This is a genomic window from Pseudomonas sp. GV047, from assembly GCF_003058245.1.
GTDB lineage: Bacteria > Pseudomonadota > Gammaproteobacteria > Pseudomonadales > Pseudomonadaceae > Aquipseudomonas > Aquipseudomonas marginalis.
On the sequence record NZ_QCWA01000004.1, the window covers coordinates 39,118 to 63,089 of the forward strand.

21 protein-coding genes are annotated in these 23,972 nt (G+C 61.9%); 8 read left to right on the plus strand and 13 right to left on the minus strand.

What is annotated here, in order from left to right; translation table 11 throughout:
* Positions 1-132 precede the first annotated feature (132 nt).
* A complete protein-coding gene (locus C8K58_RS11285; protein ID WP_027603661.1) occupies positions 133-867 on the minus strand; it encodes a phosphoadenylyl-sulfate reductase in 735 nt (244 codons plus the stop codon).
* Between the two features lie 151 nt (positions 868-1,018).
* On the opposite strand from C8K58_RS11285, the gene thrH reads away from it, so the two are divergent.
* On the plus strand, positions 1,019-1,636 hold the full coding sequence (thrH, locus tag C8K58_RS11290) for a bifunctional phosphoserine phosphatase/homoserine phosphotransferase ThrH (protein WP_027603662.1): 618 nt from the start codon (positions 1,019-1,021) through the stop codon (positions 1,634-1,636).
* A 50-nt stretch (positions 1,637-1,686) separates the two neighbouring features.
* Here the strand turns inward: thrH and C8K58_RS11295 are convergent, their stop codons facing one another.
* The 6 genes from C8K58_RS11295 to C8K58_RS11320 form a co-directional block, all read right to left on the minus strand.
* Complete coding sequence (locus C8K58_RS11295) at positions 1,687-2,043, minus strand: type II toxin-antitoxin system HigA family antitoxin (RefSeq protein ID WP_027603663.1); 357 nt, start codon at positions 2,041-2,043, stop codon at positions 1,687-1,689.
* Positions 2,043-2,345, minus strand: a complete 303-nt coding sequence (locus tag C8K58_RS11300; RefSeq protein ID WP_053132719.1) for a type II toxin-antitoxin system HigB family toxin — start codon at positions 2,343-2,345, stop codon at positions 2,043-2,045. Before C8K58_RS11300 ends, C8K58_RS11295 begins: the two co-directional genes overlap by 1 nt.
* Before the next feature lie 229 nt (positions 2,346-2,574).
* Complete coding sequence (gene pabB / locus C8K58_RS11305) at positions 2,575-3,918, minus strand: aminodeoxychorismate synthase component I (RefSeq protein ID WP_027603665.1); 1,344 nt, start codon at positions 3,916-3,918, stop codon at positions 2,575-2,577.
* Positions 3,919-4,020: 102 nt separating this feature from the next.
* Positions 4,021-5,007, minus strand: coding sequence for an alpha-L-glutamate ligase-like protein (locus C8K58_RS11310; protein ID WP_027603666.1), 987 nt, complete (start codon positions 5,005-5,007; stop codon positions 4,021-4,023).
* Positions 5,007-6,539 (minus strand): inactive transglutaminase family protein, encoded by a 1,533-nt coding sequence (locus tag C8K58_RS11315; protein WP_027603667.1) that lies wholly within the window; start codon positions 6,537-6,539, stop codon positions 5,007-5,009. The genes C8K58_RS11310 and C8K58_RS11315 overlap by 1 nt, the downstream gene beginning before the upstream one ends.
* A gap of 5 nt (positions 6,540-6,544) precedes the next feature.
* Positions 6,545-7,081, minus strand: coding sequence for an ATP-dependent zinc protease (locus C8K58_RS11320; protein ID WP_027603668.1), 537 nt, complete (start codon positions 7,079-7,081; stop codon positions 6,545-6,547).
* 273 nt (positions 7,082-7,354) lie between these two features.
* Here C8K58_RS11320 and C8K58_RS11325 point away from each other — a divergent pair, with 273 nt between their 5' ends.
* From C8K58_RS11325 to prpD, 6 genes are all read left to right on the plus strand, one after another.
* Entirely contained in the window at positions 7,355-8,065 is a 711-nt protein-coding gene (locus C8K58_RS11325) for a GntR family transcriptional regulator (RefSeq protein ID WP_027603669.1), read from the plus strand.
* Positions 8,062-8,955, plus strand: coding sequence for a methylisocitrate lyase (prpB, locus tag C8K58_RS11330; protein WP_027603670.1), 894 nt, complete (start codon positions 8,062-8,064; stop codon positions 8,953-8,955). Before C8K58_RS11325 ends, prpB begins: the two co-directional genes overlap by 4 nt.
* 42 nt (positions 8,956-8,997) lie before the next feature.
* The gene (gene prpC, locus C8K58_RS11335) at positions 8,998-10,125 is read left to right on the plus strand and encodes a 2-methylcitrate synthase (protein ID WP_027603671.1); all 1,128 of its coding nucleotides are present in this window, start codon (positions 8,998-9,000) and stop codon (positions 10,123-10,125) included.
* 215 nt (positions 10,126-10,340) lie between these two features.
* Positions 10,341-12,935 (plus strand): Fe/S-dependent 2-methylisocitrate dehydratase AcnD, encoded by a 2,595-nt coding sequence (gene acnD / locus C8K58_RS11340; RefSeq protein ID WP_098478911.1) that lies wholly within the window; start codon positions 10,341-10,343, stop codon positions 12,933-12,935.
* Between the two features lie 11 nt (positions 12,936-12,946).
* Positions 12,947-14,137: a 2-methylaconitate cis-trans isomerase PrpF gene (prpF, locus tag C8K58_RS11345; protein ID WP_027603673.1), complete on the plus strand. Its 1,191-nt coding sequence runs from the start codon at positions 12,947-12,949 to the stop codon at positions 14,135-14,137.
* Positions 14,138-14,267: 130 nt separating this feature from the next.
* The gene (gene prpD / locus C8K58_RS11350; protein ID WP_092355419.1) at positions 14,268-15,752 is read left to right on the plus strand and encodes a 2-methylcitrate dehydratase; all 1,485 of its coding nucleotides are present in this window, start codon (positions 14,268-14,270) and stop codon (positions 15,750-15,752) included.
* Between the two features lie 57 nt (positions 15,753-15,809).
* Here the strand turns inward: prpD and C8K58_RS11355 are convergent, their stop codons facing one another.
* The 5 genes from C8K58_RS11355 to C8K58_RS11375 are packed head-to-tail and all read right to left on the minus strand — an operon-like array spanning position 15,810 to position 21,280.
* Entirely contained in the window at positions 15,810-16,538 is a 729-nt protein-coding gene (locus C8K58_RS11355; protein ID WP_092355416.1) for an alanyl-tRNA editing protein, read from the minus strand.
* A 2-nt stretch (positions 16,539-16,540) separates the two neighbouring features.
* A complete protein-coding gene (locus C8K58_RS11360) occupies positions 16,541-17,533 on the minus strand; it encodes a serine O-acetyltransferase (protein WP_065940684.1) in 993 nt (330 codons plus the stop codon).
* Between the two features lie 37 nt (positions 17,534-17,570).
* Positions 17,571-18,485 (minus strand): PLP-dependent cysteine synthase family protein, encoded by a 915-nt coding sequence (locus C8K58_RS11365; RefSeq protein ID WP_027603677.1) that lies wholly within the window; start codon positions 18,483-18,485, stop codon positions 17,571-17,573.
* 15 nt (positions 18,486-18,500) lie between these two features.
* Positions 18,501-20,363 (minus strand): molybdopterin-synthase adenylyltransferase MoeB, encoded by a 1,863-nt coding sequence (moeB, locus tag C8K58_RS11370; protein WP_027603678.1) that lies wholly within the window; start codon positions 20,361-20,363, stop codon positions 18,501-18,503.
* 23 nt (positions 20,364-20,386) lie between these two features.
* Positions 20,387-21,280 carry a DMT family transporter gene (locus tag C8K58_RS11375; RefSeq protein ID WP_161985727.1) on the minus strand — a complete coding sequence of 298 codons (894 nt, stop codon included), beginning with the start codon at positions 21,278-21,280 and terminating at the stop codon, positions 20,387-20,389.
* Positions 21,281-21,440: 160 nt separating this feature from the next.
* Here C8K58_RS11375 and C8K58_RS11380 point away from each other — a divergent pair, with 160 nt between their 5' ends.
* A complete protein-coding gene (locus C8K58_RS11380) occupies positions 21,441-22,865 on the plus strand; it encodes a PLP-dependent aminotransferase family protein (RefSeq protein WP_027603680.1) in 1,425 nt (474 codons plus the stop codon).
* Positions 22,866-23,052: 187 nt separating this feature from the next.
* On the opposite strand, the gene C8K58_RS11385 is transcribed toward C8K58_RS11380, so the two are convergent.
* Positions 23,053-23,871 (minus strand): pyruvate, water dikinase regulatory protein, encoded by an 819-nt coding sequence (locus C8K58_RS11385; RefSeq protein WP_027603681.1) that lies wholly within the window; start codon positions 23,869-23,871, stop codon positions 23,053-23,055.
* Positions 23,872-23,972: the final 101 nt, after the last annotated feature.

Here is a 23,972-nt window from a genome sequence, read left to right on the forward strand (position 1 = left end):
CTCTAACATTCAGCACAAGACAAAATGTGGGAGGGGGCTTGCCCCCGATTGCAGTGTGTCAGCAACTATTGAACTGGCTGACCCACCGCTATCGGGGGCAAGCCCCCTCCCACATTTTTTACAGCATCAACTTCAAGCCTTGCTGATGATATTCCCGGCATGCAGCCCGCATTCCTTCTGCGTGGCTTCCTCCCACCACCAGCGCCCTTCGCGCTCGTGCTGGTTCGGCAGCACAGGCCGGGTGCACGGCTCACAGCCGATGCTGATAAAGCCGCGCTCATGCAGGCTGTTGTATGGCAGCTCCAGCATGCGGATGTAACCCCAGATCTCCTCGCTGGTCATCTGCGCCAGCGGGTTGAACTTGTACAGGGTACGTTCCGGGGTGGAGAAGGCCGTGTCGATTTCCAGCGCCGCCACCTGGCTGCGGGTACCTGGGCTCTGGTCGCGGCGTTGGCCGGTGGCCCAGGCGCTGACGCCGGAAAGCTTGCGGCGCAGCGGCTCGATCTTGCGCACGCCGCAGCATTCACCATGGCCGTCCTTGTAGAAGCTGAACAGGCCTTTCTCCTTGACAAAGGGTTCCAGCTTGCTCTGGTCCGGCGAGATCAGTTCAATGTCGATCTTGTAGAAGTCGCGCACCTGTTCGATAAACCGGTAGGTCTCCGGGTGCAGGCGACCGGTGTCGAGGCTGAACACCTTGACGTTCTTGTTCAGCTTCCAGGCCATGTCCACCAGCACCACATCCTCGGCGCCGCTGAAGGAAATCCACAGGTCATCACCGAACTGGCTGAACGCCAGCTTGAGAATGTCCTGGGCAGACTTGTTGGCATAAGTCGTGGCGAGTTCAACGACGTCGAAGGCTTGGTTCATCAGGACGGTTCCTACAGGTCAATGGCGCTGAGCGCTCTATAGGGGAGCGATGGTATCAAAATCCGCCCTGCGTTGCGGCGGCGGGCTTGAATCGCTAGAGTTCGGCAGTCCTTTTGCTCGCTCAACTAACAACATCTAATGGGAGTGTCTTGTGGAAATTGCCTGTCTCGACCTGGAAGGGGTGCTGGTGCCGGAAATCTGGATCGCCTTCGCCGAAAAAACCGGCATTGAATCCCTGCGGGCCACCACCCGGGACATTCCCGACTACGACGTGCTGATGAAGCAGCGCCTGCGCATCCTCGACGAACACGGGCTCAAGCTCGCCGACATCCAGGAAGTGATCGCCACCCTCAAGCCGCTGGACGGTGCCATCGAGTTCGTCAACTGGCTGCGCGAGCGCTTCCAAGTGGTGATCCTGTCCGACACCTTCTACGAATTCTCCCAGCCGCTGATGCGCCAGCTGGGCTTCCCGACCTTGTTGTGCCACCGTCTCATCACCGACGAAAACGACCGCGTGGTCAGCTACCAACTGCGCCAGAAAGACCCCAAGCGCCAGTCGGTATTGGCGTTCAAGACCCTCTACTACCGCGTGATCGCCGCGGGCGACTCCTACAACGACACCACCATGTTGGGCGAGGCCGACCGTGGGATTCTGTTCCATGCGCCGGAGAACGTGATCCGCGAGTTCCCGCAATTCCCGGCGGTGCATACGTTTGAAGATTTGAAGAAGGAATTCATCAAGGCTTCGAATCGGCCGTTGAGCCTTTAATTTTTTCGGCCGGGCTGATGGGGCGGGTAAAGCCACTGCCTATGTTCCTGTCAGCCCTCTGCAAGCAACCGCTCATAAGGAATACTCAAGCCTTCATGCAGCCGCTTGATCATCGACAGGCTCAGCTTGCGCTTGTGGTTCAACACCTCTGACACCCGTCCGCTGGTGCCGATAAATGGCTCCAGGTCGCGGGCAGTCATGCCCAGTTGCTCCATGCGAAATTTAATGGCTTCCACCGGATCAGAGGGTGGCATTGGGTAATGTTCGGCTTCGTACTTCTCAATGAGTACTGCAAGAATTTCCAGCTCATCGCCTTCAGTCGAGCCGATGTCCGCTCCCCAGAGCTGCTGCACCCGCGCGAGTGCCGCAGTGAGGTCTTCCTGGGAGTGTATGGGTTTGATGTTCATTACACGGTCTCCGCGTTGATCTGGTCGTACTGCGCATGAGTCCCTACGAACCGTATGAACCCAAGCTGTCGCTGGTAATCGATCGCCATGATCACTCGATATTTGTTGCCGCCCACGTTGAATACAACCCTGCCACCTTTGAGAATGCTCGCGGTCCTGAGCGCTGCCTTGAGTGCTTGTGGCGTCGGGTAAATGGCCTTTTCCATATGGCGATACAGTTCAATAAGCGGTGCCTTTGCATCGATATAGGCGGGTTGGCTTTCCCAGAATATTCGTAAGGTCGATAGGGCGATTATCCGCATCGCTGCAACCTCCCAATTTGGGAGATGATAGGCGCGGTTGAGAGGGGGCGCAATCTCGGAAATATTTCCTGACGGGTAGGCAGTCGCTTCATGTGATCCTTCACAGACGGCGGGTGGACGGTTGAAGCCGGACGCTATCTTCCGACGTTCAACTACGTCTACTGCGGTTCTGATTCAGGTTTTTTCTACTGCCCGGCGCTGCGTCTGAGAGCCAGGAAGGCACTGTGCGCTACAGGCTTTCCAGCGTTTGTAACAACACCCGCACCTTCGTCAGCGATTCCTGGTACTCCGCCTCCCACTGCGAATCCGCGACAATCCCGCCGCCGCCCCAGCAGTACACATGGCCATCCTTGACCAGCAAACTGCGGATGGCGATGGAGCTGTCCATCTCGCCGCGCACATCCAGGTACACCAGCGAACCGCAGTACAGCCCACGGCGTGTGGGCTCCAGTTCGTCGATGATCTGCATCGCGCGAATCTTCGGCGCGCCGGTGATCGAGCCGCCGGGGAAGCTGCCGGCGATCAGGTCGAGGGCATCTTTGTCGTCGGCCAACGTGCCGGTCACGCTGCTGACCAGGTGGTGCACATTGGGGTAGCTTTCCAGACTGAACAATTCCGGCACATTGACCGAGCCGGTGCGGCACGTGCGGCCGAGGTCGTTGCGCAGCAGGTCGACGATCATCAGGTTCTCGGCGCGGTCCTTGGGGCTGGCCAGCAGTTCGTCGGCATTCGCCGCGTCTTCTTCCGGCGTAAGGCCGCGGGGGCGGGTGCCTTTGATCGGGCGGGTCTCGACGTGGCGCTCGCTGATGCGCACGAAACGCTCCGGCGACAGGCTCAGCACTGCGCCGTCGTCCGGCAGGCGCTGGAACCCGGAAAACGGCGTCGGGCAGGCTTCGCGCAACGCGCAGTAGGCGGCCCAGGGATCACCCAGGCACGGCGCGCGGAAACGCTGGGCGAAGTTGACCTGGTAGCAGTCGCCCGCCTGGATGTAATCCTGGATCCGCACGATGGCCAGGCGGTAGGCCTCGGCACTGAGGTCGGGGGCCATCGGGCCCTGGAGTTTGAACGTCGCAGAGGTGTCGACCGCCCCATGGCTGAACAACGCGATCAGCCGTTGCCGTTCGCTGTCTGCCAGCGAGGGGTGAAACACCAGTTGGCTGCTCCGGGCCTGGTGGTCACTGATCAGTGCCCAGGCGTACAGCCCGAAGCGCGCGTCCGGCAGGTGCAGGTCATCCACCGCCAGGTGCGGCATGGGCTCCAGGTGCCGACCGAAGTCGTAGCTCAGGTAGCCGATCAAGCCACCGGCGAACGGCAACTGCAAACCGGCAGGAATTGTGGCTTCACCCAGTCGCGTCAGGTTTTCCCGCAAGCGTTGCAGGAAAGCAGCGCCGCTTTCGTCAGGCGCTACCGTCAAGGTTGCGTCGGGCCAGGCGCTGAGCAGATCGTAACGCCCACGCTCGGCCGCCGGGCGGCCGCTGTCGAGCAGGACCGCGCCGGGAGCGTGGCGAATCGCCGCAAAATACTCGGCGGGGTTGGCCCGGTAGGGCAATGGGTGTACGGAGCAGGTCGACATGCGGGGTTGGATCAGCCAATGGCGCGGGGGGAGAGGGATTGTAGTCCCCCGTAGGATTTGCTCCTAGGGGGGATGTCGGGGATAGACAGTTCGAAGACCGGATCAGCCTTCCACGGGGGGAATATGCCCGAACATCTCCTGCACGAACTTCACCCGCTCTTCCGGAGTTTCCGTCACGCCGGCGGCTTTCAGTTCTTCCAGTCGCGCCTCCACCGCATGGGTGCGCAAGGTCAGGCCGCAGTCGTTGGCGATCTGGATATTCAGCCCCGGCCGCGCATTCAGCTCCAGGATCAGCGGGCCCTTTTCCTGGTCGAGCACCATGTCCACGCCGATATACCCCAGCCCGCACAGCTCGTAGCAGCCGGCCGCGAGCTTCATGAACCCGTCCCAGTTGGGCAGTTGCACGCCATCCACCGCGTTGGTGGTGTCGGGGTGCTTGGTGATGATGTTGTTCAGCCAGGTACCGCGCAGGGTCAGGCCGGTGGCGAGGTCGACGCCCACGCCGATCGCGCCCTGGTGCAGGTTGGCCTTGCCGCCCGACTGGCGGGTCGGCAAGCGCAGCATCGCCATCACCGGGTAGCCCATCAGCACGATGATGCGGATATCCGGTACGCCTTCGTAGCTGATGCTCTTGAAGATCTGGTCAGGCACCACGCGGTACTCGATCAGCGCACGGTCGCGGTGGCCCCCCAGGGAGTACAGGCCGGTGAGGATGCTGGAAATCTGGTGCTCGATCTCTTCATGGCTGATGATCTTGCCCGACACCGTGCGATAGCGCCCCTCGAAACGGTCCGCCACCACCAGGATGCCGTCGCCGCCGGCGCCCTGGGCCGGCTTGATCACGAAGTCGCTGCGCCCACCGATGATCTCGTCGAGCTTGTCGATTTCCTTCTCGGTGGAGATCACCCCGTACATTTCCGGCACATGGATGCCGGCGGCGATGGCCCGCTCCTTGGTGATGATCTTGTCATCCACGATCGGATACAGGCTGCGCTTGTTGTACTTGAGCACGTAGTCGGCATTGCGCCGGTTGATGCCCATGATCCCCCGCGCTTCCAGGGCCTTCCAGGTCTTCCAGAAGCCGAACATTACGAGTCAGCCTTGAGGAAGGCCTTGAATCGCACCAGCTCGGTCAGGCGGTAGCCACGATAGCGGCCCATTGCCAGCATGAAGCCCACCAGGATCAGCAGGATCGCCGGGAAGGTGAATACGAAGTAGATCAGCTCCGGCACGCTCATGATGATGTGCGCCAGGGACGCGGCGAACAGCGTACCAATCGCGACTTTCATGGCATGGCTGGCGCCGCGCTCTTCCCAGGTGATCGACAGGCGTTCGATGGTCATGGTCAGGATCACCATCGGGAACAGCGCCACCGACAGCCCGCGCTCCAGCCCCAGCTTGTGGCTGAACAGGCTGATGGCGGCGATCAGCACCACCACGAAGGTCAGCACCACCGACAACCTGGGCAGCATCTGCAGCTTCAGGTGTTCCAGGTACGACCTGAGGGACAGGCCGAGCGCGGTGATAATCGTGAACAGCACAATCCCGAAGCCCAGCTGCGTCTCGCGGAACGCCAGGGCAATCAGTACCGGGGTAAAGGTGCCGAGGGTCTGCAGGCCGATCAGGTTGCGCAGGATCAGGATCACCAGCACCCCAATCGGGATCATCACCATGATCATGAAGGTCTGCTGGGTTTGCAGCGGCAGGCCGTACAGCGAGTATTCGAGGAAGTTGGCGTCGGTGTTCTCGTCGGTCAGCTTGGCCAGGCGAATGGCGTTCATTTCGCTGTTATTGAGGCTGAAGGTGACCATGGCTTTCTTGCCGCCATCGACGGTGATCAGGTTTTCATCGCCGGTCCACCACAGCAGGCGGTCGGCGGGCAGGCCCTGTTCGCCGGTTTCCGGGTTGAAGTACAGCCAGTCGTTGCCATTGAAGCTGCGCAGCCACAGTTCCGGGGTTTGCGGCTGGTCGGCCACCAGGCGGATGGTGTGGACCTTTTCCACCGGCACGTGGGCGATGGACAGCAGCAGCTCGACGATCTTGGCCTTGTGCGGCGTCGACGGGTCGCCGGCCAGCAACAGCTTCACGTTGTCGTCGTTGAGGTTGTTGGTGCGCTTGATGGCCTCGGTGATAAAGGTCTCGACGTCGGCCGAATGCTGGCGGATCGGCGCCAGCAGGGCTTCGGCGGCGATTTTTTCCGGGCCTTCCACGGCAATGCTGTCGCGGAAGGTCGGGCCCTTGATCTTGGTTTTTTCGCCGCTGTAGCGCTTGGTCAGCACCAGGCGGTAATACAGGGTCTGGTTGCCCTTGGCGCGGCGTGCCGACCAGGTGACCTTGCGGTTGCCGTCGATGCGGTTGACGCTCACCCCGTAGTTATTCGAGATAAAGCTCTCATTAAGACTGACGAAGTCGCGGCTCAAGGGCGGCACGAACATCTGGATCTTCACCGGGTCCTTGGGGTTGGCGACGAACTCGACCTTGGCGTCGATGTTCCACAGGTCGTCGGTGGCGTCCTCGGTGACGGGAATGCCCAGCACGAAGATCTGGTAGGCGGTGACCGAAATACCCAACACCACCAGGATGGCGATCAGGATTCTCAGGTGCAGGGTTAGAGCGCGCATTCGGTTTACTCGGCGGTATGAGCGTCGGCGGCGCAGGCAGGTTTGCCTGCTGCGTATTTAAGACTGGGGTCGACCAGGGCATCAAAGCGTTTGAGCGCTTCGGAGCCGATCAGCAGCGGGTATTGGAAAGCGCTGCGGTCAGTCAAGTTCACTTCGATGCTGCGTAAAGCGGTGCCCATGCAGATATCCAGGGCAATCACAGGACGGGCGGTGTAGTTCTTGTCCTCATCGGGGTCGTAGTCGCCGGCGCGACGCTTGATCTTGCTGACGCGGGCCAGGGGGCGTTCGATGGGATGGGAATGGGCGGTGTCGATGGCCAGGTAGAAGCGCACCCAGGATTCGCCGTTGCGCTTGAAACGCTTGATGTCACGGGCGCTGAGGGAGGCGGTCTTGGCGCCGGTGTCGAGCTTGGCGGCTACTTCCAGGTCGATGCCGGCCAATTGCGCGTATTCATTGAGGCCATACACCGTCTTCTCGGCGGCAGCGCCAAGGCTCGGTATGGACAATAGGCAAAACAACAGGGGGAAGGGCTTGAGTCTCATAGATCCTGAGGCGGTGCAGTGCGATGTTCAATTCAAGGCGACTGGCATTGCTGCGCAAGCTCCCTTCGTGCGCCGTTTCATCAAGTGATGTCAGGCAAATGCGGCGGGCATTCTAACATGATGCTTTTCTGGCGCCAGCGCTGGCAGCCGGCCATGCCCTGAGGGGATACAGCCGGGATTATTAGACGATTGTCGACAATATCGATTTATTCTTTGACTGGTCGCGGTTTATTGGCTAGTTTTTGCCGCACTGCTTTCAAAGGTGTCGACAATATGCTGGGTCAATCAGAAGCTCCGATAATGGCGTCGGACGAATCCCAAACGATGTCCGAGAACGTCTTCCGACGCATCCAGGCCGCCATCGTCAAGGGTGAGATCGCGCCCGGCAGCAAGATTTCCGAGCCGGAACTGGCCCGCACCTACGGCATCAGCCGTGGCCCGCTGCGCGAGGCGATCCACCGCCTGGAAGGCCAGCGCCTGCTGGTGCGCGTGCCCCATGTGGGCGCCCGGGTCGTATCCTTGAGCCACGCCGAGCTGGTTGAACTGTATGAAATCCGCGAGTCCCTGGAAGGCATGGCCTGTCGCCTGGCCGCCGAGCGCATGACCGACGCGGAGATCGAAGAGCTGCGTCAGGTGCTGCACACCCACGAGCGCGACGCCGCGTTCCAGGCGGGTGTCGGCTATTACCAGCAGGAAGGCGACTTCGATTTTCATTACCGGATCATTCAAGGTGCGGGCAACCGCACCCTCACCCAGATGCTCTGCGGCGAGCTGTACCAGTTGGTGCGCATGTACCGCATCCAGTTCTCCGCCACCCCCAATCGTCCACGCCAGGCCTTTGCCGAGCATCACCGCATTCTTGATGCGATTGCCGATCGCGACGGTGAACTGGCCGAGTTGTTGATGCGCCGGCATATCGGTGCTTCCAAACGCAATATTGCCCGTCATTTCCCAGGCGGCGCCCCTGATAGAGGTGAGTCATGAGTTCGAACAATAAAAGCACACCCGGCCAGCGTTTCCGTGACGCGGTCGCCAGCGAGCATCCCTTGCAGGTGGTCGGTGCGATCAACGCCAACCATGCGCTGCTGGCCAAGCGCGCCGGCTTCAAGGCGATCTACCTGTCGGGCGGCGGCGTGGCGGCCGGTTCCCTCGGCGTGCCGGACCTGGGCATCACCGGCCTGGATGACGTACTCACCGACGTGCGCCGTATCACCGACGTCTGCGACCTGCCGCTGCTGGTGGACGTGGACACCGGCTTCGGCTCCTCGGCGTTCAACGTCGCGCGCACGGTCAAATCGATGATCAAGTTCGGCGCGGCCGCGATTCATATCGAGGACCAGGTCGGCGCCAAGCGCTGCGGCCATCGTCCGAACAAAGAGATCGTGTCCCAGCAGGAAATGGTCGACCGCATCAAGGCCGCCGTGGACGCGCGCACCGATGACAGCTTCGTGATCATGGCGCGCACCGATGCCCTGGCCGTGGAAGGCCTGGAGTCCGCCCTGGAGCGTGCCGCCGCCTGCATCGAAGCCGGCGCCGACATGGTGTTCCCGGAAGCCATTACCGAGCTTGAGATGTACAAACTGTTCGCCGCCCGTGTGAAGGCGCCGATCCTGGCCAACATCACCGAGTTCGGCGCCACGCCGCTGTACACCACTGAACAGTTGAAATCTGCCGATGTTTCCATCGTGCTGTACCCGCTGTCCGCCTTCCGTGCCATGAACAAGGCTGCCGAGAACGTCTACACCGCGATCCGTCGCGACGGCACTCAACAGAACGTGATCGACACCATGCAAACCCGCATGGAGCTTTACGATCGCATCGACTACCACACCTTCGAGCAGAAGCTTGACGCGCTGTTCGCCGCGAAAAAGTGACGAACACGCCTCCCTGAATAACGACAAGATTGGAGAAAAACCATGGCTGAAGCAAAAGTACTGAGTGGCGCCGGCCTGCGTGGCCAGGTCGCCGGGCAGACCGCACTGTCCACCGTGGGCCAGGCCGGAGCCGGCTTGACTTATCGTGGCTACGACGTGCGCGAACTGGCTGCCGATGCACAGTTTGAAGAGGTCGCTTATCTGCTGCTGTACGGCGAACTGCCGACCCAGGCCGAACTGGCCGCCTACAGCGCCAGGCTGAGCACGCTGCGTGACCTGCCGCAAGCGCTGAAAGAAGTGCTCGAACGCATCCCCGCCGACGCCCACCCGATGGACGTGATGCGCACCGGTTGCTCCTTCCTTGGCAATATCGAGCCGGAAAAAGACTTCAGCGTGCAACGCGACGTGACCGACCGCCTGCTCGCCGCGTTCCCGGCGATCATGTGCTACTGGTACCGCTTCAGCCACGACGGCAAGCGCATCGACTGCGTGACCGACGAGCCGAGCATCGGCGGCCACTTCCTGCACCTGCTGCATGGCAAGAAGCCGAGCGAACTGCATGAAAAAGTCATGAACGTGTCGTTGATCCTCTACGCCGAGCACGAGTTCAACGCCTCGACGTTTACCGCGCGGGTGTGTGCCTCGACATTGTCCGACCTGTATTCCTGCGTCACCGCCGCCATCGGCTCCCTGCGCGGCCCGCTGCACGGCGGTGCCAACGAAGCGGCGATGGAAATGATCGAGCGTTTCGGTTCGGCAGACGAAGCGGTCGAAGGCACCCTCGGCATGCTGGCGCGCAAGGACAAGATCATGGGCTTCGGCCACGCGATCTACAAAGACAACGACCCGCGCAATGAAGTGATCAAGGGCTGGTCGAAAAAACTCGCTGACGAAGTGGGCGACACCGTGCTGTTCCCGGTCTCCGAAGCCATCGACAAGACCATGTGGGAGCAGAAGAAACTGTTCCCCAACGCCGATTTCTACCATGCCTCGGCGTACCACTTCATGGGCATCCCGACCAAGCTGTTCACGCCGATCTTCGTCTGCTCGCGGCTTACAGGATGGGCGGCCCACGTATTTGAGCAGCGCGCCAACAACCGCATCATCCGTCCAAGCGCCGAGTACACCGGCGTCGAACAGCGCAAGTTCGTGCCAATCGAACGTCGCTGAATGGGAACACCGACGATCCCGAAGTGGAAACCGGACCCAGTGTGGGAGGGGGCTTGCCCCCGATGGCGGTTTATCAGTTGCCATAGGTGTTGAATGACACACCGCTATCGGGGGCAAGTCGAATCGTCGCACCGCCCCTCCCACATTTGAATCGCATTTCAATTCCGGATCGGCCCAGGTCTTCCTTTTGCAATCACCGTGACCGAGTCCTGACGATGAACACTGAATTTCGCAAACCACTCCCCGGCAGCCGCCTGGATTACTTCGACGCCCGCGCGGCGGTCGATGCAATCAGCCCCGGCGCCTATGCCACGTTGCCCTACACCTCTCGTGTGCTCGCCGAGAACCTGGTGCGCCGCTGCGACCCGGCCACCCTCAACGCATCCCTGAGCCAGTTGATCGAACGCAAACGCGACCTCGACTTCCCCTGGTTCCCGGCCCGCGTCGTGTGCCACGACATTCTCGGCCAGACCGCCCTGGTCGACCTCGCCGGCCTGCGTGATGCCATCGCCCTGCAAGGCGGCGACCCGGCCCAGGTCAACCCGGTGGTCCCCACCCAGTTGATCGTCGATCACTCCCTGGCTGTCGAAGCCGGTGGTTTCGACCCGGACGCGTTCGAGAAAAACCGCGCCATCGAAGACCGTCGCAACGAAGACCGCTTCCACTTTATCGAGTGGACCAAAAAGGCCTTCAAGAACGTCGACGTGATCCCGCCGGGCAACGGCATCATGCACCAGATCAACCTGGAGAAAATGTCCCCGGTGGTCCAGGTGCGTGACGGTGTGGCCTTCCCGGATACCTGCGTTGGCACCGACAGCCATACCCCCCACGTCGATGCGTTGGGCGTGATCGCCATTGGCGTCGGCGGCCTTGAAGCCGAAAGCGTCATGCTCGGCCGCGCGTCGTGGATGCGCCTGCCGGAAAGCGTCGGCGTCGAATTGACCGGCCAGTTGCTGCCGGGCATCACCGCCACCGATATGGTGCTGGCCCTGACCGAGTTCCTGCGCCAACAGAAAGTGGTCGGCGCCTGGCTGGAATTCTTCGGTGAAGGCGCGTCCAAACTGACCCTCGGCGACCGCGCGACCATCTCCAACATGGCCCCGGAATACGGCGCCACGGCGGCCATGTTTTATATCGACCAGCAGACCATCGCCTACCTGAAACTCACCGGCCGCGAAGACGAGCAAGTCGCCCTGGTCGAGCAATACGCCCGCCACACCGGCCTGTGGGCAGACGATCTCAAAGGCGCGCAATACGAGCGTGGCCTCACCTTCGACCTGTCCAGTGTGGTGCGCAACATGGCAGGCCCGAGCAACCCGCACGCCCGAGTCGCCACCCGCGACCTGGCCGCCAAGGGCATCTCCGGCCAGTGGGATGAAGTGCCGGGGCAAATGCCCGACGGCGCGGTGATCATTGCCGCCATCACCAGTTGCACCAACACCAGTAACCCGCGCAACGTGATCGCCGCCGGGCTGCTGGCGCGCAACGCCAACAGGCTTGGGCTGACGCGCAAACCTTGGGTCAAGTCGTCCCTGGCACCGGGTTCGAAAACCGTGGCCATGTACCTGGAAGAAGCCGGCCTGGGCCATGAGCTGGAAAAGCTCGGCTTTGGCGTGGTGGCGTTTGCCTGCACCACCTGCAACGGCATGTCCGGCGCGCTCGACCCGGTGATCCAGCAAGAGATCATCGACCGCGACCTGTACGCCACCGCCGTGCTCTCGGGTAACCGTAACTTCGACGGGCGTATCCACCCGTACGCCAAGCAGGCGTTCCTGGCTTCGCCGCCGCTGGTGGTGGCCTATGCGATTGCCGGCACCATCCGTTTCGACATCGAGAAGGACGTGCTCGGCCTCGACGCCGACGGCAAGGAAATCCGCCTGCAGGACATCTGGCCGAGCGACGAAGAGATCGACGCGGTGGTCAAGGCCTCGGTCAAGCCGGAGCAGTTCCGCGCGGTGTATATCCCGATGTTCGCGATCCACGAAGACACCGGCCCGAAAGTCGCGCCGTTGTACGAATGGCGCCCGCAGAGCACCTATATCCGCCGCCCACCGTACTGGGAAGGCGCGCTGGCCGGTGCGCGGCCGCTCAAGGGCATGCGCCCGCTGGCGGTGCTGCCGGACAACATCACTACCGATCACCTGTCGCCGTCCAACGCGATCATGCTCGACAGTGCCGCCGGCGAATACCTGGCGAAAATGGGCCTGCCGGAAGTCGACTTCAACTCCTACGCCACTCACCGTGGCGACCACCTGACCGCACAACGCGCGACGTTCGCCAACCCGAAACTGTTCAACGAAATGGTGCGGGAGAACGGCAAGGTCAAGCAGGGCTCCCTGGCGCGGATCGAACCGGAAGGCCAGGTCACGCGCATGTGGGAAGCCATCGAGACCTACATGGAGCGCAAGCAGCCGCTGATCATCATTGCCGGCGCCGACTACGGCCAGGGCTCGTCCCGCGACTGGGCGGCCAAGGGCGTGCGCCTGGCGGGTGTGGAAGCGATTGCCGCCGAAGGTTTCGAGCGCATCCACCGCACCAACCTGGTGGGCATGGGCGTGTTGCCCCTGGAGTTCCTGCCGGGCACCGACCGTCACACCTTGCAGATTGATGGCAGCGAAACCTACGACGTGATCGGCCAACGCACCCCGCGTGCGCAGCTGACGCTGGTGATCAATCGCAAGGATGGCGAACGTGTCGAGGTGCCGGTGACGTGCCGCCTGGACACCGCCGAAGAAGTGTCGATCTACGAGGCGGGCGGCGTGTTGCAACGTTTTGCCCAGGATTTCCTGGAATCGGCGACCACCGCCTGAAGAGGATGACCATGGCACACGCAGCGCAAATCAAGATCCCCGCCACCTATATGCGTGGCGGCACCAGCAAGGGCGTATTTTTCCGCCTCCAGGACCTGCCCGAGTCGGCGCAGGTGCCGGGAGCGGCGCGGGATGCCTTGCTGCTACGGGTGATCGGCAGCCCCGATCCCTACGACAAGCAAATCGACGGCATGGGCGGCGCCACATCGAGCACCAGCAAAACCGTGATCCTCGCCAAAAGCACCCGCGCCGATCATGACGTGGACTATCTGTTTGGCCAGGTCTCCATCGACAAGCCCTTTGTCGACTGGAGTGGCAACTGCGGCAACCTGTCGGCGGCGGTGGGTTCGTTCGCCATCAGCGCCGGGCTGGTCGATGCGGCCCGCGTGCCCCATAACGGCGTGGCCGTGGTGCGGGTCTGGCAGGCCAATATCGGCAAGACCATCATCGCCCACGTGCCGATCACCGACGGGGCGGTGCAGGAAACCGGCGACTTCGAGCTGGACGGCGTGACCTTCCCGGCGGCCGAAGTGCAGCTGGAATTCATGGACCCGGCGGCGGAAGAAGAGGGCGGCGGCGGTTCGATGTTCCCCACCGGCAACCTGGTTGACGACCTGGAAGTGCCGGGTGTCGGAACCTTCAAGGCCACGCTGATCAACGCCGGCATCCCGACGATTTTCATCAACGCCGAAGACCTCGGTTACACCGGCACCGAGCTGCAAGGCGCGATCAACGGCGACCCCAAGGCCTTGGCGATGTTCGAGACCGTACGGGCCTATGGCGCGTTGCGCATGGGGCTGATCAAGCACCTCGACGAAGCGGCCCAGCGCCAGCACACGCCGAAGGTGGCGTTCGTGGCCAAGCCTGCCGACTACGTGGCGTCCAGTGGCAAGGCGATCAAGGCCGGCGATGTGGATTTGCTGGTGCGCGCCCTGTCCATGGGCAAGCTGCACCACGCGATGATGGGCACGGCGGCGGTGGCGATCGGCACGGCGGCGGCGATTTCGGGGACCTTGGTCAACCTCGCTGCGGGCGGTATTGAACGCAATGCCGTGCGCTTCGGGCATCCCTCCGGCACCTTGCGCGTGGGGGCTGAAGCCACCCAGGTGGACGGTGAGTGGGTGGTGAAGAAAGCCATCATGAGCCGCAGTGCGCGGGTGTTGATGGAAGGTTTCGTCCGCGTACCCGGCGACTCTTTCTAAAGTCCAACACCAATCCCCTGTGGGAGGGGCAAGCCCCCCTCCCACAGTCATAAGCAGGCATTCAGACCTGCGAAACGATCAACCCTGACCCTGAGGATGCAACAACCCTAACTCACTTTGGAGATCTGCCATGAGCACCAACGTCGACCAGAACAACCGCCCCGACTACGACCAGGTTCTGCAGGACATCGCCGACTATGTCCTCAACTACCGGATCGAGTCCCAGGCCGCCTTGGACACCGCCCGCAACTGCCTGATGGACACCCTCGGTTGCGGCCTGCTGGCCCTGCGTTTTCCCGAGTGCACCAAGCACCTGGGGCCGATGGTTGAAGGCACGGTGGTGCCGTTTGGCGCGCGGGTGCCGGGCACCTCGTTTCGCCTGGACCCGGTCAAGGCGGCCTGGGACATTGGCTGCATCGTGCGCTGGCTCGACTACAACGACACCTGGCTCGCCGCCGAGTGGGGGCATCCCTCGGATAACCTCGGCGGCATCCTTGCCGTGGCGGATCACCTGTCGCAACAGCGCGTGGCCAATGGCGACGCGCCGCTGACCGTGCGCGCGGTGCTGGATGCGATGATCATGGCCCACGAAATCCAGGGTGTGATTGCCCTGGAAAACTCGTTCAACCGCGTTGGCCTCGACCATGTGCTGTTGGTGAAAGTCGCCTCCACGGCGGTTACCGCCAAGCTGATGGGCGCCAACCGCGAACAGTTGCTGTCGGCGCTGTCTCACGCCTTCGTCGATGGCCAGGCCCTGCGCACTTATCGCCATGCGCCGAATGCCGGCTCGCGCAAATCCTGGGCGGCGGGGGATGCGTCGAGTCGCGGCGTGCGCCTGGCGGATATAGCCCTGCGCGGCGAAATGGGCATCCCTGGTGTGCTGAGCGCGCCGCAATGGGGCTTCTACGACGTGCTGTTCAGCCACACCAACAACGACCTGGCGCTCAAGCCCGAGGACAAGCGTGCGTTCAGCCTGTCCCAGCCGTATGGCACCTACGTGATGGAAAACGTGTTGTTCAAGATCAGCTTCCCCGCCGAGTTCCACGCGCAGACCGCCTGTGAAGCCGCGGTGACCTTGCATCCGTTGGTCAAGGATCGCCTGCACGACATCGAGCGCATCGTGATCACCACCCATGAGTCGGCGATTCGCATCATCTCCAAGGCCGGGCCACTGGCCAATGCGGCCGACCGTGACCATTGCCTGCAATACATGACCGCCGTGCCCCTGGCATTCGGCAACCTGGTGGCCGAGCACTACGAGGATGCATTCCACGCCGCTCACCCGATCATTGATCAGTTGCGCGACAAGATGGTCATCGTCGAAGACCCACGCTACAGCCGTGAATACCTGGAAGCCGACAAGCGTTCCATCGCCAATGCCGTGCAGGTGTTCTTCAAGGATGGCTCCAGCACCGAGCCAGTGGCGGTGGAATACCCGATCGGCCATCGCCGTCGTCGAGTGGAGGGCATTGCGTTGCTGGAAGACAAGTTCAAAGCCAACCTGGCCACGCGCTTTACCGCCCAGCGCAGTGCCGAGATCTTTGCGTTGTGCACGGACCAGGCGAAGCTCGAGGCCACGCCGGTCAATCGTTTCGTGGACCTGTTCGTCATCTAGCAGGCGCCGCAAAACTAAAAATGTGGGAGAGGCAAGCCCCTCCCACAGTTGTTGCGTTCACTCAAACCGCAGGATCACCCGGCGGTTGTGCTTGCTCTTCTTCTCGATCTTCTCGCAGAACACCCGGCCGATTTCCTCGGTGTTGAGCACATGGGTACCGCCGCATGGCTGGATATCGATCCCGCCGATTTCAATCACCCGTACCGAACCCTGGATCACCGGCGGCGCAACCGCCTGGGTGCGGGTGATCTGCAGCAGGGTGGCGTACTCCGAAGCCGGCATCGACAGGGTCTTCACCTCGTGGGCCTGTTCGATCAGCGCATTGAGGTCACGGGTGATGCTGTCCTTGTCGAGGGTCATTTCCGGCAGGTCGAAATCCAGGCGGCCTTTGTCGGCACTGATGCTGCAACCGGTCACTGGTGCGTCGATGAGCGAGCACAGCAGGTGCAGGCAGGTGTGCATTTTCATGTGCTGGTAGCGTCGCTCCCAATCCAGGCCAGCGTCCACCAGCACGCCGGCGACCAGTTGCTCGGGGCAGTGTTCCACCTGGTGCCAGATGATCGAACGCAGCACCGGGTCGCGCACCGTGCCGGTCACGTCGACCCGGGTACCGTCCGCCAGGGTCAGGTGGCCGGTGTCGCCGGGTTGGCCGCCGCCGGTGGGGTAGAACAGGGTGTGCTCCAGGGCGATGCCGTGTTCGCTGACGGCAATCACCCGGGCGCTGAATGCGTTCTGGTAGGGCGCGCTGTCAAACAGCGCCAGGGTTTCCATGGTGTGCACGGACATGTTCAACCTCCGACGATCAGTGGGCTGGCCTGCAGCAGGTGGCGCACCATCGCGCTCAAGCCAGGGGGGGAGAGCAGGGTGATTTCGAATTCCGGCCCGCAGACTTTCAGGTTCAGCGGCAGGCGCGGTAGGTAGTTGCCGGATTCGAGGCGGTGCAGCCTGAATTGCAGGTGGTGACGTTCCTTCACCGTTGGCTCCAGCATCAGGCCTTGCAACGGATGAAAGTCGGCGTCCAGCACCGTGACCTTGTGGCTGGCATTGACCTCGCCGACCACGTGCAGGCGCTCATCCAGGGCGAAGGCCCCGAGGTAGTTGCTGTGGTCCGATTCATCGTTTTTTTGCAGTTGGATCTGGTTCACCACCTTCACCTTGGTGCCGGCGGGTACGTCCTGGGTGATCACACAGGAGGGGCTGATAAACACGTTGTCGCCGATCAGCACATAGCCCAGCACCCGGGCGCCGGAGCCGACCTCGACGTTGTTGCCCAGGCGCGGATGGCGCTTGCCATCGGGATTGTTGGCGATGCCGCGGGCACCCAGGGTCACGCCGCAGAGGATGTAGCAATCGTTGCCGATCTCGCAGGTCTCGCCGATTACCGTGCCGTAGCCGTGGTCGAGCACAAAGCGCCGGCCGATACGCGCCGCCGGGTGGATTTCGGCCCCGGACAGGACCTTGCCCTGGTTGCTCAGCTTGAGGGCGATGCGTGAAAACACGCCGTTGGTCTGGTCGGGGAAATTCCACACCTGATGCGCAAGCCGGTAATAGAGCACCGCCTTGAACGAGGCGTAGGACTCCAGGATCAGTTCGCCGCGGCCACGGGATGCCGGGTCGCGATAGGCATAGGCGATCAAGTCCTCGGCCACCGCCTGGGCGGCATTCTGGATCAGCGGCGCGAGGTGCGGCTCCAGCTGTTTCATCTGCATGGGGGTGAGGGTCTTGATGAGCTGGGTGAGCAACTCATCGTGCAACTGTTGCATGTCGATAAAGCCGCCCATGGAGGCACCCCCGCATTCTGGCTGGTTGGAAAACCCGTTATTCGAAACTGGGCAGGTAGCTGTCAGCATTGTCGTAGACCATGGTCAACACCACCGTTTCGGGCGGCAATTCGGGGGCGAGCCTGGCGATGGCCACCATGTTGGCGGCGGAGGACAGGCCCAGGCTGATGGCGTCGGTGCGCATGATGCGTTTCATCATGTCGATGCAGTCCTGGCGCGAGACCTTGAGCATGCCGTCGATCACCTCCAGGTTGAGGATGCTCGGGATCAGGCCGATGGACAGGCCCTGGATATGGTGCGGCGCGTGCTGGTTCTTCAGCAGGTCGCATTCTTCGGGCTCCACGCCCATCACGCGCAGGGCTGGCCAGGCGGCCTTGAGGGTTTCGCCGATACCGGTGATATGGCCGCCGGTGCCGATGCCGCTGACGAAATAGTCAACACGGCGATCACCGAAGGCGCGGAGGATTTCCGGCGCGGTGGTGTCACGGTGAGTTTGCGGGTTGGCGCCGTTGCGTTGCTGGTTGAGCATCACGTAGCTGGGGTTTTCCAGCTGCAACTCCATGCATTTTTCACCGTGGGAATTGTTGCCGAGGCGGCTGTCGGAGAGCACCACCTTGGCGCCGTACAGGCGCAGCAGCTTCTGTTTTTCGGGGCTGTAGTTGTCCGGGATCACCAGCACCACCTTGTAGCCCAGCACGTTGCCGGCCATCACCAGGCCGATACCGGTATTGCCGCCGCTGGGTTCGATGATGGTTTGCCCGGCGTCACGGATCAGCACGCCGCGCCGCTCGGCGTCGAGGATCATGCCGAGGGCGATGCGCGCCTTGTGGCTGCCCCCCGGGTTGAGGGATTCGAGCTTGGCGTAGACCTCGATGCCAAGGTCTTCGGAAAACTGCGCCAGGCGGACGATCGGCGTATGGCCGATGGCGTCGAGGATAGAGTTATGCAGCATCGGTCAGCCCCCGGGTCAGTACAACGGCATGTCGGGTTCGACGTCGCGAACCCAGTGTTTCATGCCGCCTTGCAGGACTTTGGTGTTGGCGAAACCCGCCGCCAGCAGGGTGCTGGCCGCTTGCTCGGCGCGGGTGCCGGCGTAGCAGATCAGGTAATGGGTGTTGTCGCGGCTGAGGCGCCCGAGTTGGCCATCCAGCTCGGCCAGGGGGATATGCACCACCCCCGGTAATTTGCACACCTCCAGTTCGCTGGCGTCGCGCACATCCAGCAGCACGTCGGCGCTGCTGGGGTGTTCGAGTACCTGCTTGAGTCCGCGCGGCTTGATATAGCGCTCTTCGGCCAGGGACGGTTGGCTGGGCACGGCGTCCGCACAGACGGCTGGCGCCAGGGTTTCGCTGTGGCGCAGGTCGGAGCAGCACGGGCAGTCGGCACGGCGCTTGAAACGGATTTCGCTGAACTTCATCGCCAGTGCATCGAAGCGCATCAGGCGGCCGGACAGGGGCTCGCCAATGCCGATCAACAGTTTGATCGCCTCGGTGGCCTGGATCATCCCGACCACCCCGGGAAGCACGCCGATCACCCCTCCGGCGCTGCAATTGGGCGCCAGTTCCGCGGGCGGTGCGCTGGGGAACAGGCAGCGGTAGCACGGCCCGCCTTGGTAGTTGAGCACGCTGATCTGCCCGTCGAAGCGGTAGATGGCGCCGTACACCAGGGGTTTGCCCAGTTGCACGCAGGCGTCGTTGACCAGGTAGCGGGTGTCGAAATTGTCGGTGCCGTCGATGACCAGGTCATAGGCGCCCACCAGTTCCAGGGCGTTGTCGGCGTTCAGGGCGGTGTCGTGGGCGTTGATCTGGATATGGCGGTTGAGGTCCTGCAAGCGCTGCTTGGCCGAGTCGACCTTGGGCATGCCCAGGGTGCTGTTGCCGTGGACGATCTGGCGTTGCAGGTTGCTGCTTTCCACCACGTCGAAATCCACCAGCCCCAGGGTACCGACACCGGCCGCTGCCAGGTACAGGCTGATGGGCGAGCCCAGGCCGCCGGTGCCGATGATCAGGACCTTGGCTTTCTTGAGGTTCAACTGGCCTTCGCGGCCGACGCCGGGCAGGGTGATATGGCGCACGTAACGTTGCACTTCCTCGTTGCTGAGGCTGTCGACGTCCATACCGCCGGAGGTGGCGAGCAGCACTTCGATGCGGGCTTTTTCCGGCAGCCGGTCATCGGCGCCGATCAGCTCTTCCTCGGCGGTGAACAGGAAGTGTTCCTTGAGCTGGTTGTTCTTTTCGTGAAACAGATGGGCGCGCAACTGCGGGTGGCTGCTGCAGAGGTTTTCAATGACTTCGCGCAATGTCGATCCGGCGCCCTCGAGGGTCGATTCCGGCAGCTTGGCCACGCGAACCAGAATGTCGGGGAAAGAGACAGCGTTCATGGACAACTCCGTGTGCAGGTCGTTGAAGGGATTAAGGGTGAAATGCTCGCCATCCCAGGCAAACAGTTTTGAACCCAGGGCCTGGCCCTGGCGAACGTCGACCACCAGGTAACTGACGGGGTAGATCGGCTCGCCCATGAACAGGGCCTTGTCCTGGTCTTCATCGCTGAAATAGGCGCCGACATCCGGGTGGGAGTGGTAGATCACCACCACCGGGTTGTCGCTGCGAAACGCCTTGTTCATCAGCAGGGTGTCGGCCACCGAGAAGGTGTAGCCATTGGCCGCGCTGCGCGGGTACATCTCGGGGTTTTTGCGGTGCAGTTCGTTCTGGATGTTGCTGCCCAGGTACACGCTGCCGTCGGCGAAGACAAAGCCGCAACATTCCTCGGGGTAGCTGCGGCTGGCGTGGGCGTAGATCTGTTCCAGGGCTTTTGGGCGGAGGACGTCCATGTTTCTCTCGCGTTGATGGCGGGTCAATTTTTCTTGGCCAGGAGTTTTTCAATGGGCAATTTGGTGATCGCAAAGCCGGCCAGCAGGATGGCCGAATACAGCATCAGGTCGCGGGAAATCGCCACGCCTTCGTACCAGGCGCCGATGATCACCGCGAACACCGGGAAGATGATGAACACGAACGACAGGATGATCGGGCTCAAGCGCTTGAGCAGCATGAAATACACGATGAACCCACCCACCGAGGCCACCAGCCCCAGGTAGAACAGCGCGCTCCAGGAGCGCAGGGTGATGGCTTCAAAGGTCGGTGTTTCAAACCACAACCCGGCCACGAACAGCATCAGCCCGGCAATGCCGATGGGCAGGGTGTTGTAGGTGATCACGCTGATGGCGCTGCCTTTTTGCTTGGTGATGACGTAGCACAAGGCGTGCATGATCGCGGCCGCCAGGATCGCCAGTACCCCCAGGAACTCGGCGTGGTCCAGGTGCAGGCCCTGGCTCCTGATGATCATGTAGAGGCTGCCGAAGCCGATACCGATGCCGACCACCTGGGAAAAGTAGATGCGCTCGCGCAGGAACAACGCGGAGAAAATCAGGATGAATACCGGCATGCAACTGAACAGCAGGGCGGTGAGACCGGATGACACATGCATCTCGCCGTAGTTGAGCAGGTAGTAGGGCACGCTGAAGTAGGACAGGGTCACGAACACGAAGAACCAGCGGCTCTCGCGGGGAAACAGGATGGGCTCGCGGCGCACCTTGGCAAAGCACAGGAACAGCGGGAAGGCGATCAGGAAGCGCAGGCCGGCGGACGTCAGCGGCGGCACGCTCTCCACGGCGATCTTGATCCCCAGCCACGTGGTGCCCCAGCTCAGGCACACGATCAGGAACATCACGCTGGTCACCAGCCCGGCCAGCCACTGTTTTTGCGTTTTGGTTTTGGCGGTGTTTTCGAGAACGGCGGACATTGGCATCGTTTATTGCTTCCCTGAGCCTGAATTGAACTCTATATTGAACTTGTAATGAGTTATGAAATTCGGCGATTGAACCCGTAAAAGCACACTATTAGGGCGAAAGATGGCTGTCAAAACAAATATTGACATGGTGTCAATTATGCGTGAGGGGTTGTCCAACGGGCAGGGCGTGAAGTACAAGCGCCTGTCCGATGTCATGGAACGGGGCATCCTCGAAGGCTTGATTGAGCCGGGACGAAAACTGCCGCCTCATCGGGTGCTTTCCGACAATCTGGGGGTGACCATCGGCACCATCAGCCGGGCCTACGGTGAGCTGGAGCGTCTGGGTTTGGTAGTAGCGCGAGTGGGTGACGGCACTTTCGTCCGCAAGCGTGGGATGGAGCGCCAGCGTGATGAAGGCTTTCGTAACTTCAGCGAGGAGCCGCGCCAGTACTTCGACATGAGTCGCAACATGCATATCCCGGGTCAGGAAACCACCTTCCTGGCACAGAGCTTCCAAACCCTGTCGACCAACGCCAAGTTCCTCCAGGACATCAGCGCCTACACCCCCGATGCCGGCCTGCCGCGTTATCGCGACGCGGGCGCGCAGTGGCTGGTGCAGCGTGATTTTCATCCGATCCCCGAGCAGGTGATCTGCGTCAACGGCGGCCAGCATGGCCTGCTGTGCGCGATGATGGCCCTGTTGCGCGCCGGCGATACGGTGGTCACCGAACAATTGACTTACCCGGGGCTGATCACCGCGGCTCGCATGCTGGGTATCCGCCTGATCGGCCTGGAGATGGACGAAGAAGGCGTGCTGCCGAGCGCGCTGGATGAAGTCTGTCGTAATCACCGGGTTTCAGCGCTGTATTGCACGCCGACCATCCAGAACCCGACCACGGCGGTGTTATCCGTGGCGCGCCGCGAAGCCCTGGTGAAGGTGTGCCGGGAACATAATCTGCTGATTCTTGAGGACGAAGCCCACGGCGTGTTGGTTGAAGACCGTCCACCGCCCCTCAGCCATTTTGCCCCCGAACGTACGATTTTGATCAGCAGCCTGAGCAAGGCCGTGTCTGCCGGGCTGCGTGTGGGCTATGTGCATGCGCCCCCGGCGCTGGTCAGCCGTATCTCGGCGGCGTTGCGCTCCACCTGCTGGATGGCCACGCCGGTGACCCTGGAACTGGCGACGCAGTGGATCGAAAACGGCACGGCGGAATACCTGCTGCGCCAACAGATCAACGAGATCAGCCGCCGCAAGACCCTGGTGCAGGACCTGTTGGCCGGCCTGGCGTACCGCACCCACCTGAACAGCCCGCACTTCTGGATCGAGGTGCCGGAGCCCTGGCGCGCGTCGGAAATCGAGGCGGAGCTCAAGCAGAATAATTACCTGATCGCCACCGCCGAGGCGTTTGCCGTGGGGCAGACGGCGGTGCCGCAGTTCATTCGGGCGAGTATCTGCAATACCTCGGGGGATGATCAGTTGTTGCGGGCGGGGTTTGATGCGTTGGCGACGGCGTTGGGGCAAGGGGGAGGGCGGTTTCACCTATAGCGAGTGGACGTCCATGCTGTGAGCAGGCTCGTTGTGGTGAGCGGGCTTGTCCCGCGTTGGGCTGCGAAGCAGCCCCAATCAAGATAAATGCGGTGTGTCAGCCAGTTCTCGGTGACTGGTTTAGGGCTGCTGCGCAGCCCAGCGCGGGGCAAGCCCGCTCGCCACAGTAAAACAGTGTCTCAAGGCATTATTTGAAGCGCCGCTCCACACCTTTCTCCACCAGAATCTTCGCCGAAATCTCTTCCACCGAAAAATGCGTGGAATTGATATGCGCAATGTTCTCGCGACGGAACAGATTTTCTACTTCGCGCACTTCGAACTCGCACTGGGCATAGCTGGAGTAGCGGCTGTTGGGCTTGCGCTCGTTGCGGATGGCGGTGAGACGGTCCGGGTCGATGGTCAGGCCGAACAGCTTGTGCGAATGGGCGCGCAGCGCGGCGGGCAGCGTCAGGTGCTCCATGTCGTCTTCGGTCAGCGGGTAGTTGGCCGCACGGATGCCGAATTGCATGGCCATGTACAGACAGGTGGGCGTTTTGCCGCAGCGCGACACGCCGACCAGGATCAGGTCGGCCTTGTCGTAGTAGTGAGTGCGGGCGCCGTCGTCGTTGTCGAGGGCGAAGTTCACCGCCTCGATACGCTCCATATAATTGGAGTTGTGCCCAATGGAATGGGACTTTCCGACCGAATAGGAGGAGTGTTCGCTCAACTCCTGCTCCAGCGGCGCCAGGAACGTCGAGAAAATGTCGATCATGAAACCATTCGACGTTGCGAGAATCTCACGGATGTCTTGATTGACGATGGTGTCGAAAATGATCGGCCGAAAGCCGTCTTTTTCAGCCGCCAGATTGATTTGTTGTACCATGGCCCGCGCTTTATCCACGCTGTCGATATAGGGCCGCGTGAATTTGGCGAAGGTATTGTTTTCGAACTGCGCGAGCAGGCTCTGACCCAGGGTTTCGGCGGTAATGCCGGTGCCGTCGGAGATAAAGAAAGCAGATCGTTTCATTTGAGCCCTGGGCCTTAAGCTGATGACGAATCTTGGATATGATAGGCGCGATTTTGCCGTCCCATAGTGGGCCGCATTCTCACTTATTTTCCAGGTCCAGG

Coding starts and splice junctions, on each gene's coding strand:
- C8K58_RS11285 (WP_027603661.1), bottom strand. CDS start 867: ATGAACCAAGCCTTCGACGTCGTTGAACTCGCCACGACTTATGCCAAC.
- C8K58_RS11295 (WP_027603663.1), bottom strand. CDS start 2,043: ATGAACATCAAACCCATACACTCCCAGGAAGACCTCACTGCGGCACTC.
- C8K58_RS11300 (WP_053132719.1), bottom strand. CDS start 2,345: ATGCGGATAATCGCCCTATCGACCTTACGAATATTCTGGGAAAGCCAA.
- pabB (WP_027603665.1), bottom strand. CDS start 3,918: ATGTCGACCTGCTCCGTACACCCATTGCCCTACCGGGCCAACCCCGCC.
- C8K58_RS11310 (WP_027603666.1), bottom strand. CDS start 5,007: ATGTTCGGCTTCTGGAAGACCTGGAAGGCCCTGGAAGCGCGGGGGATC.
- C8K58_RS11315 (WP_027603667.1), bottom strand. CDS start 6,539: ATGCGCGCTCTAACCCTGCACCTGAGAATCCTGATCGCCATCCTGGTG.
- C8K58_RS11320 (WP_027603668.1), bottom strand. CDS start 7,081: ATGAGACTCAAGCCCTTCCCCCTGTTGTTTTGCCTATTGTCCATACCG.
- C8K58_RS11325 (WP_027603669.1), top strand. CDS start 7,355: ATGCTGGGTCAATCAGAAGCTCCGATAATGGCGTCGGACGAATCCCAA.
- prpB (WP_027603670.1), top strand. CDS start 8,062: ATGAGTTCGAACAATAAAAGCACACCCGGCCAGCGTTTCCGTGACGCG.
- prpC (WP_027603671.1), top strand. CDS start 8,998: ATGGCTGAAGCAAAAGTACTGAGTGGCGCCGGCCTGCGTGGCCAGGTC.
- acnD (WP_098478911.1), top strand. CDS start 10,341: ATGAACACTGAATTTCGCAAACCACTCCCCGGCAGCCGCCTGGATTAC.
- prpF (WP_027603673.1), top strand. CDS start 12,947: ATGGCACACGCAGCGCAAATCAAGATCCCCGCCACCTATATGCGTGGC.
- prpD (WP_092355419.1), top strand. CDS start 14,268: ATGAGCACCAACGTCGACCAGAACAACCGCCCCGACTACGACCAGGTT.
- C8K58_RS11355 (WP_092355416.1), bottom strand. CDS start 16,538: ATGTCCGTGCACACCATGGAAACCCTGGCGCTGTTTGACAGCGCGCCC.
- C8K58_RS11360 (WP_065940684.1), bottom strand. CDS start 17,533: ATGGGCGGCTTTATCGACATGCAACAGTTGCACGATGAGTTGCTCACC.
- C8K58_RS11365 (WP_027603677.1), bottom strand. CDS start 18,485: ATGCTGCATAACTCTATCCTCGACGCCATCGGCCATACGCCGATCGTC.
- moeB (WP_027603678.1), bottom strand. CDS start 20,363: ATGGACGTCCTCCGCCCAAAAGCCCTGGAACAGATCTACGCCCACGCC.
- C8K58_RS11380 (WP_027603680.1), top strand. CDS start 21,441: ATGGCTGTCAAAACAAATATTGACATGGTGTCAATTATGCGTGAGGGG.
- C8K58_RS11385 (WP_027603681.1), bottom strand. CDS start 23,871: ATGAAACGATCTGCTTTCTTTATCTCCGACGGCACCGGCATTACCGCC.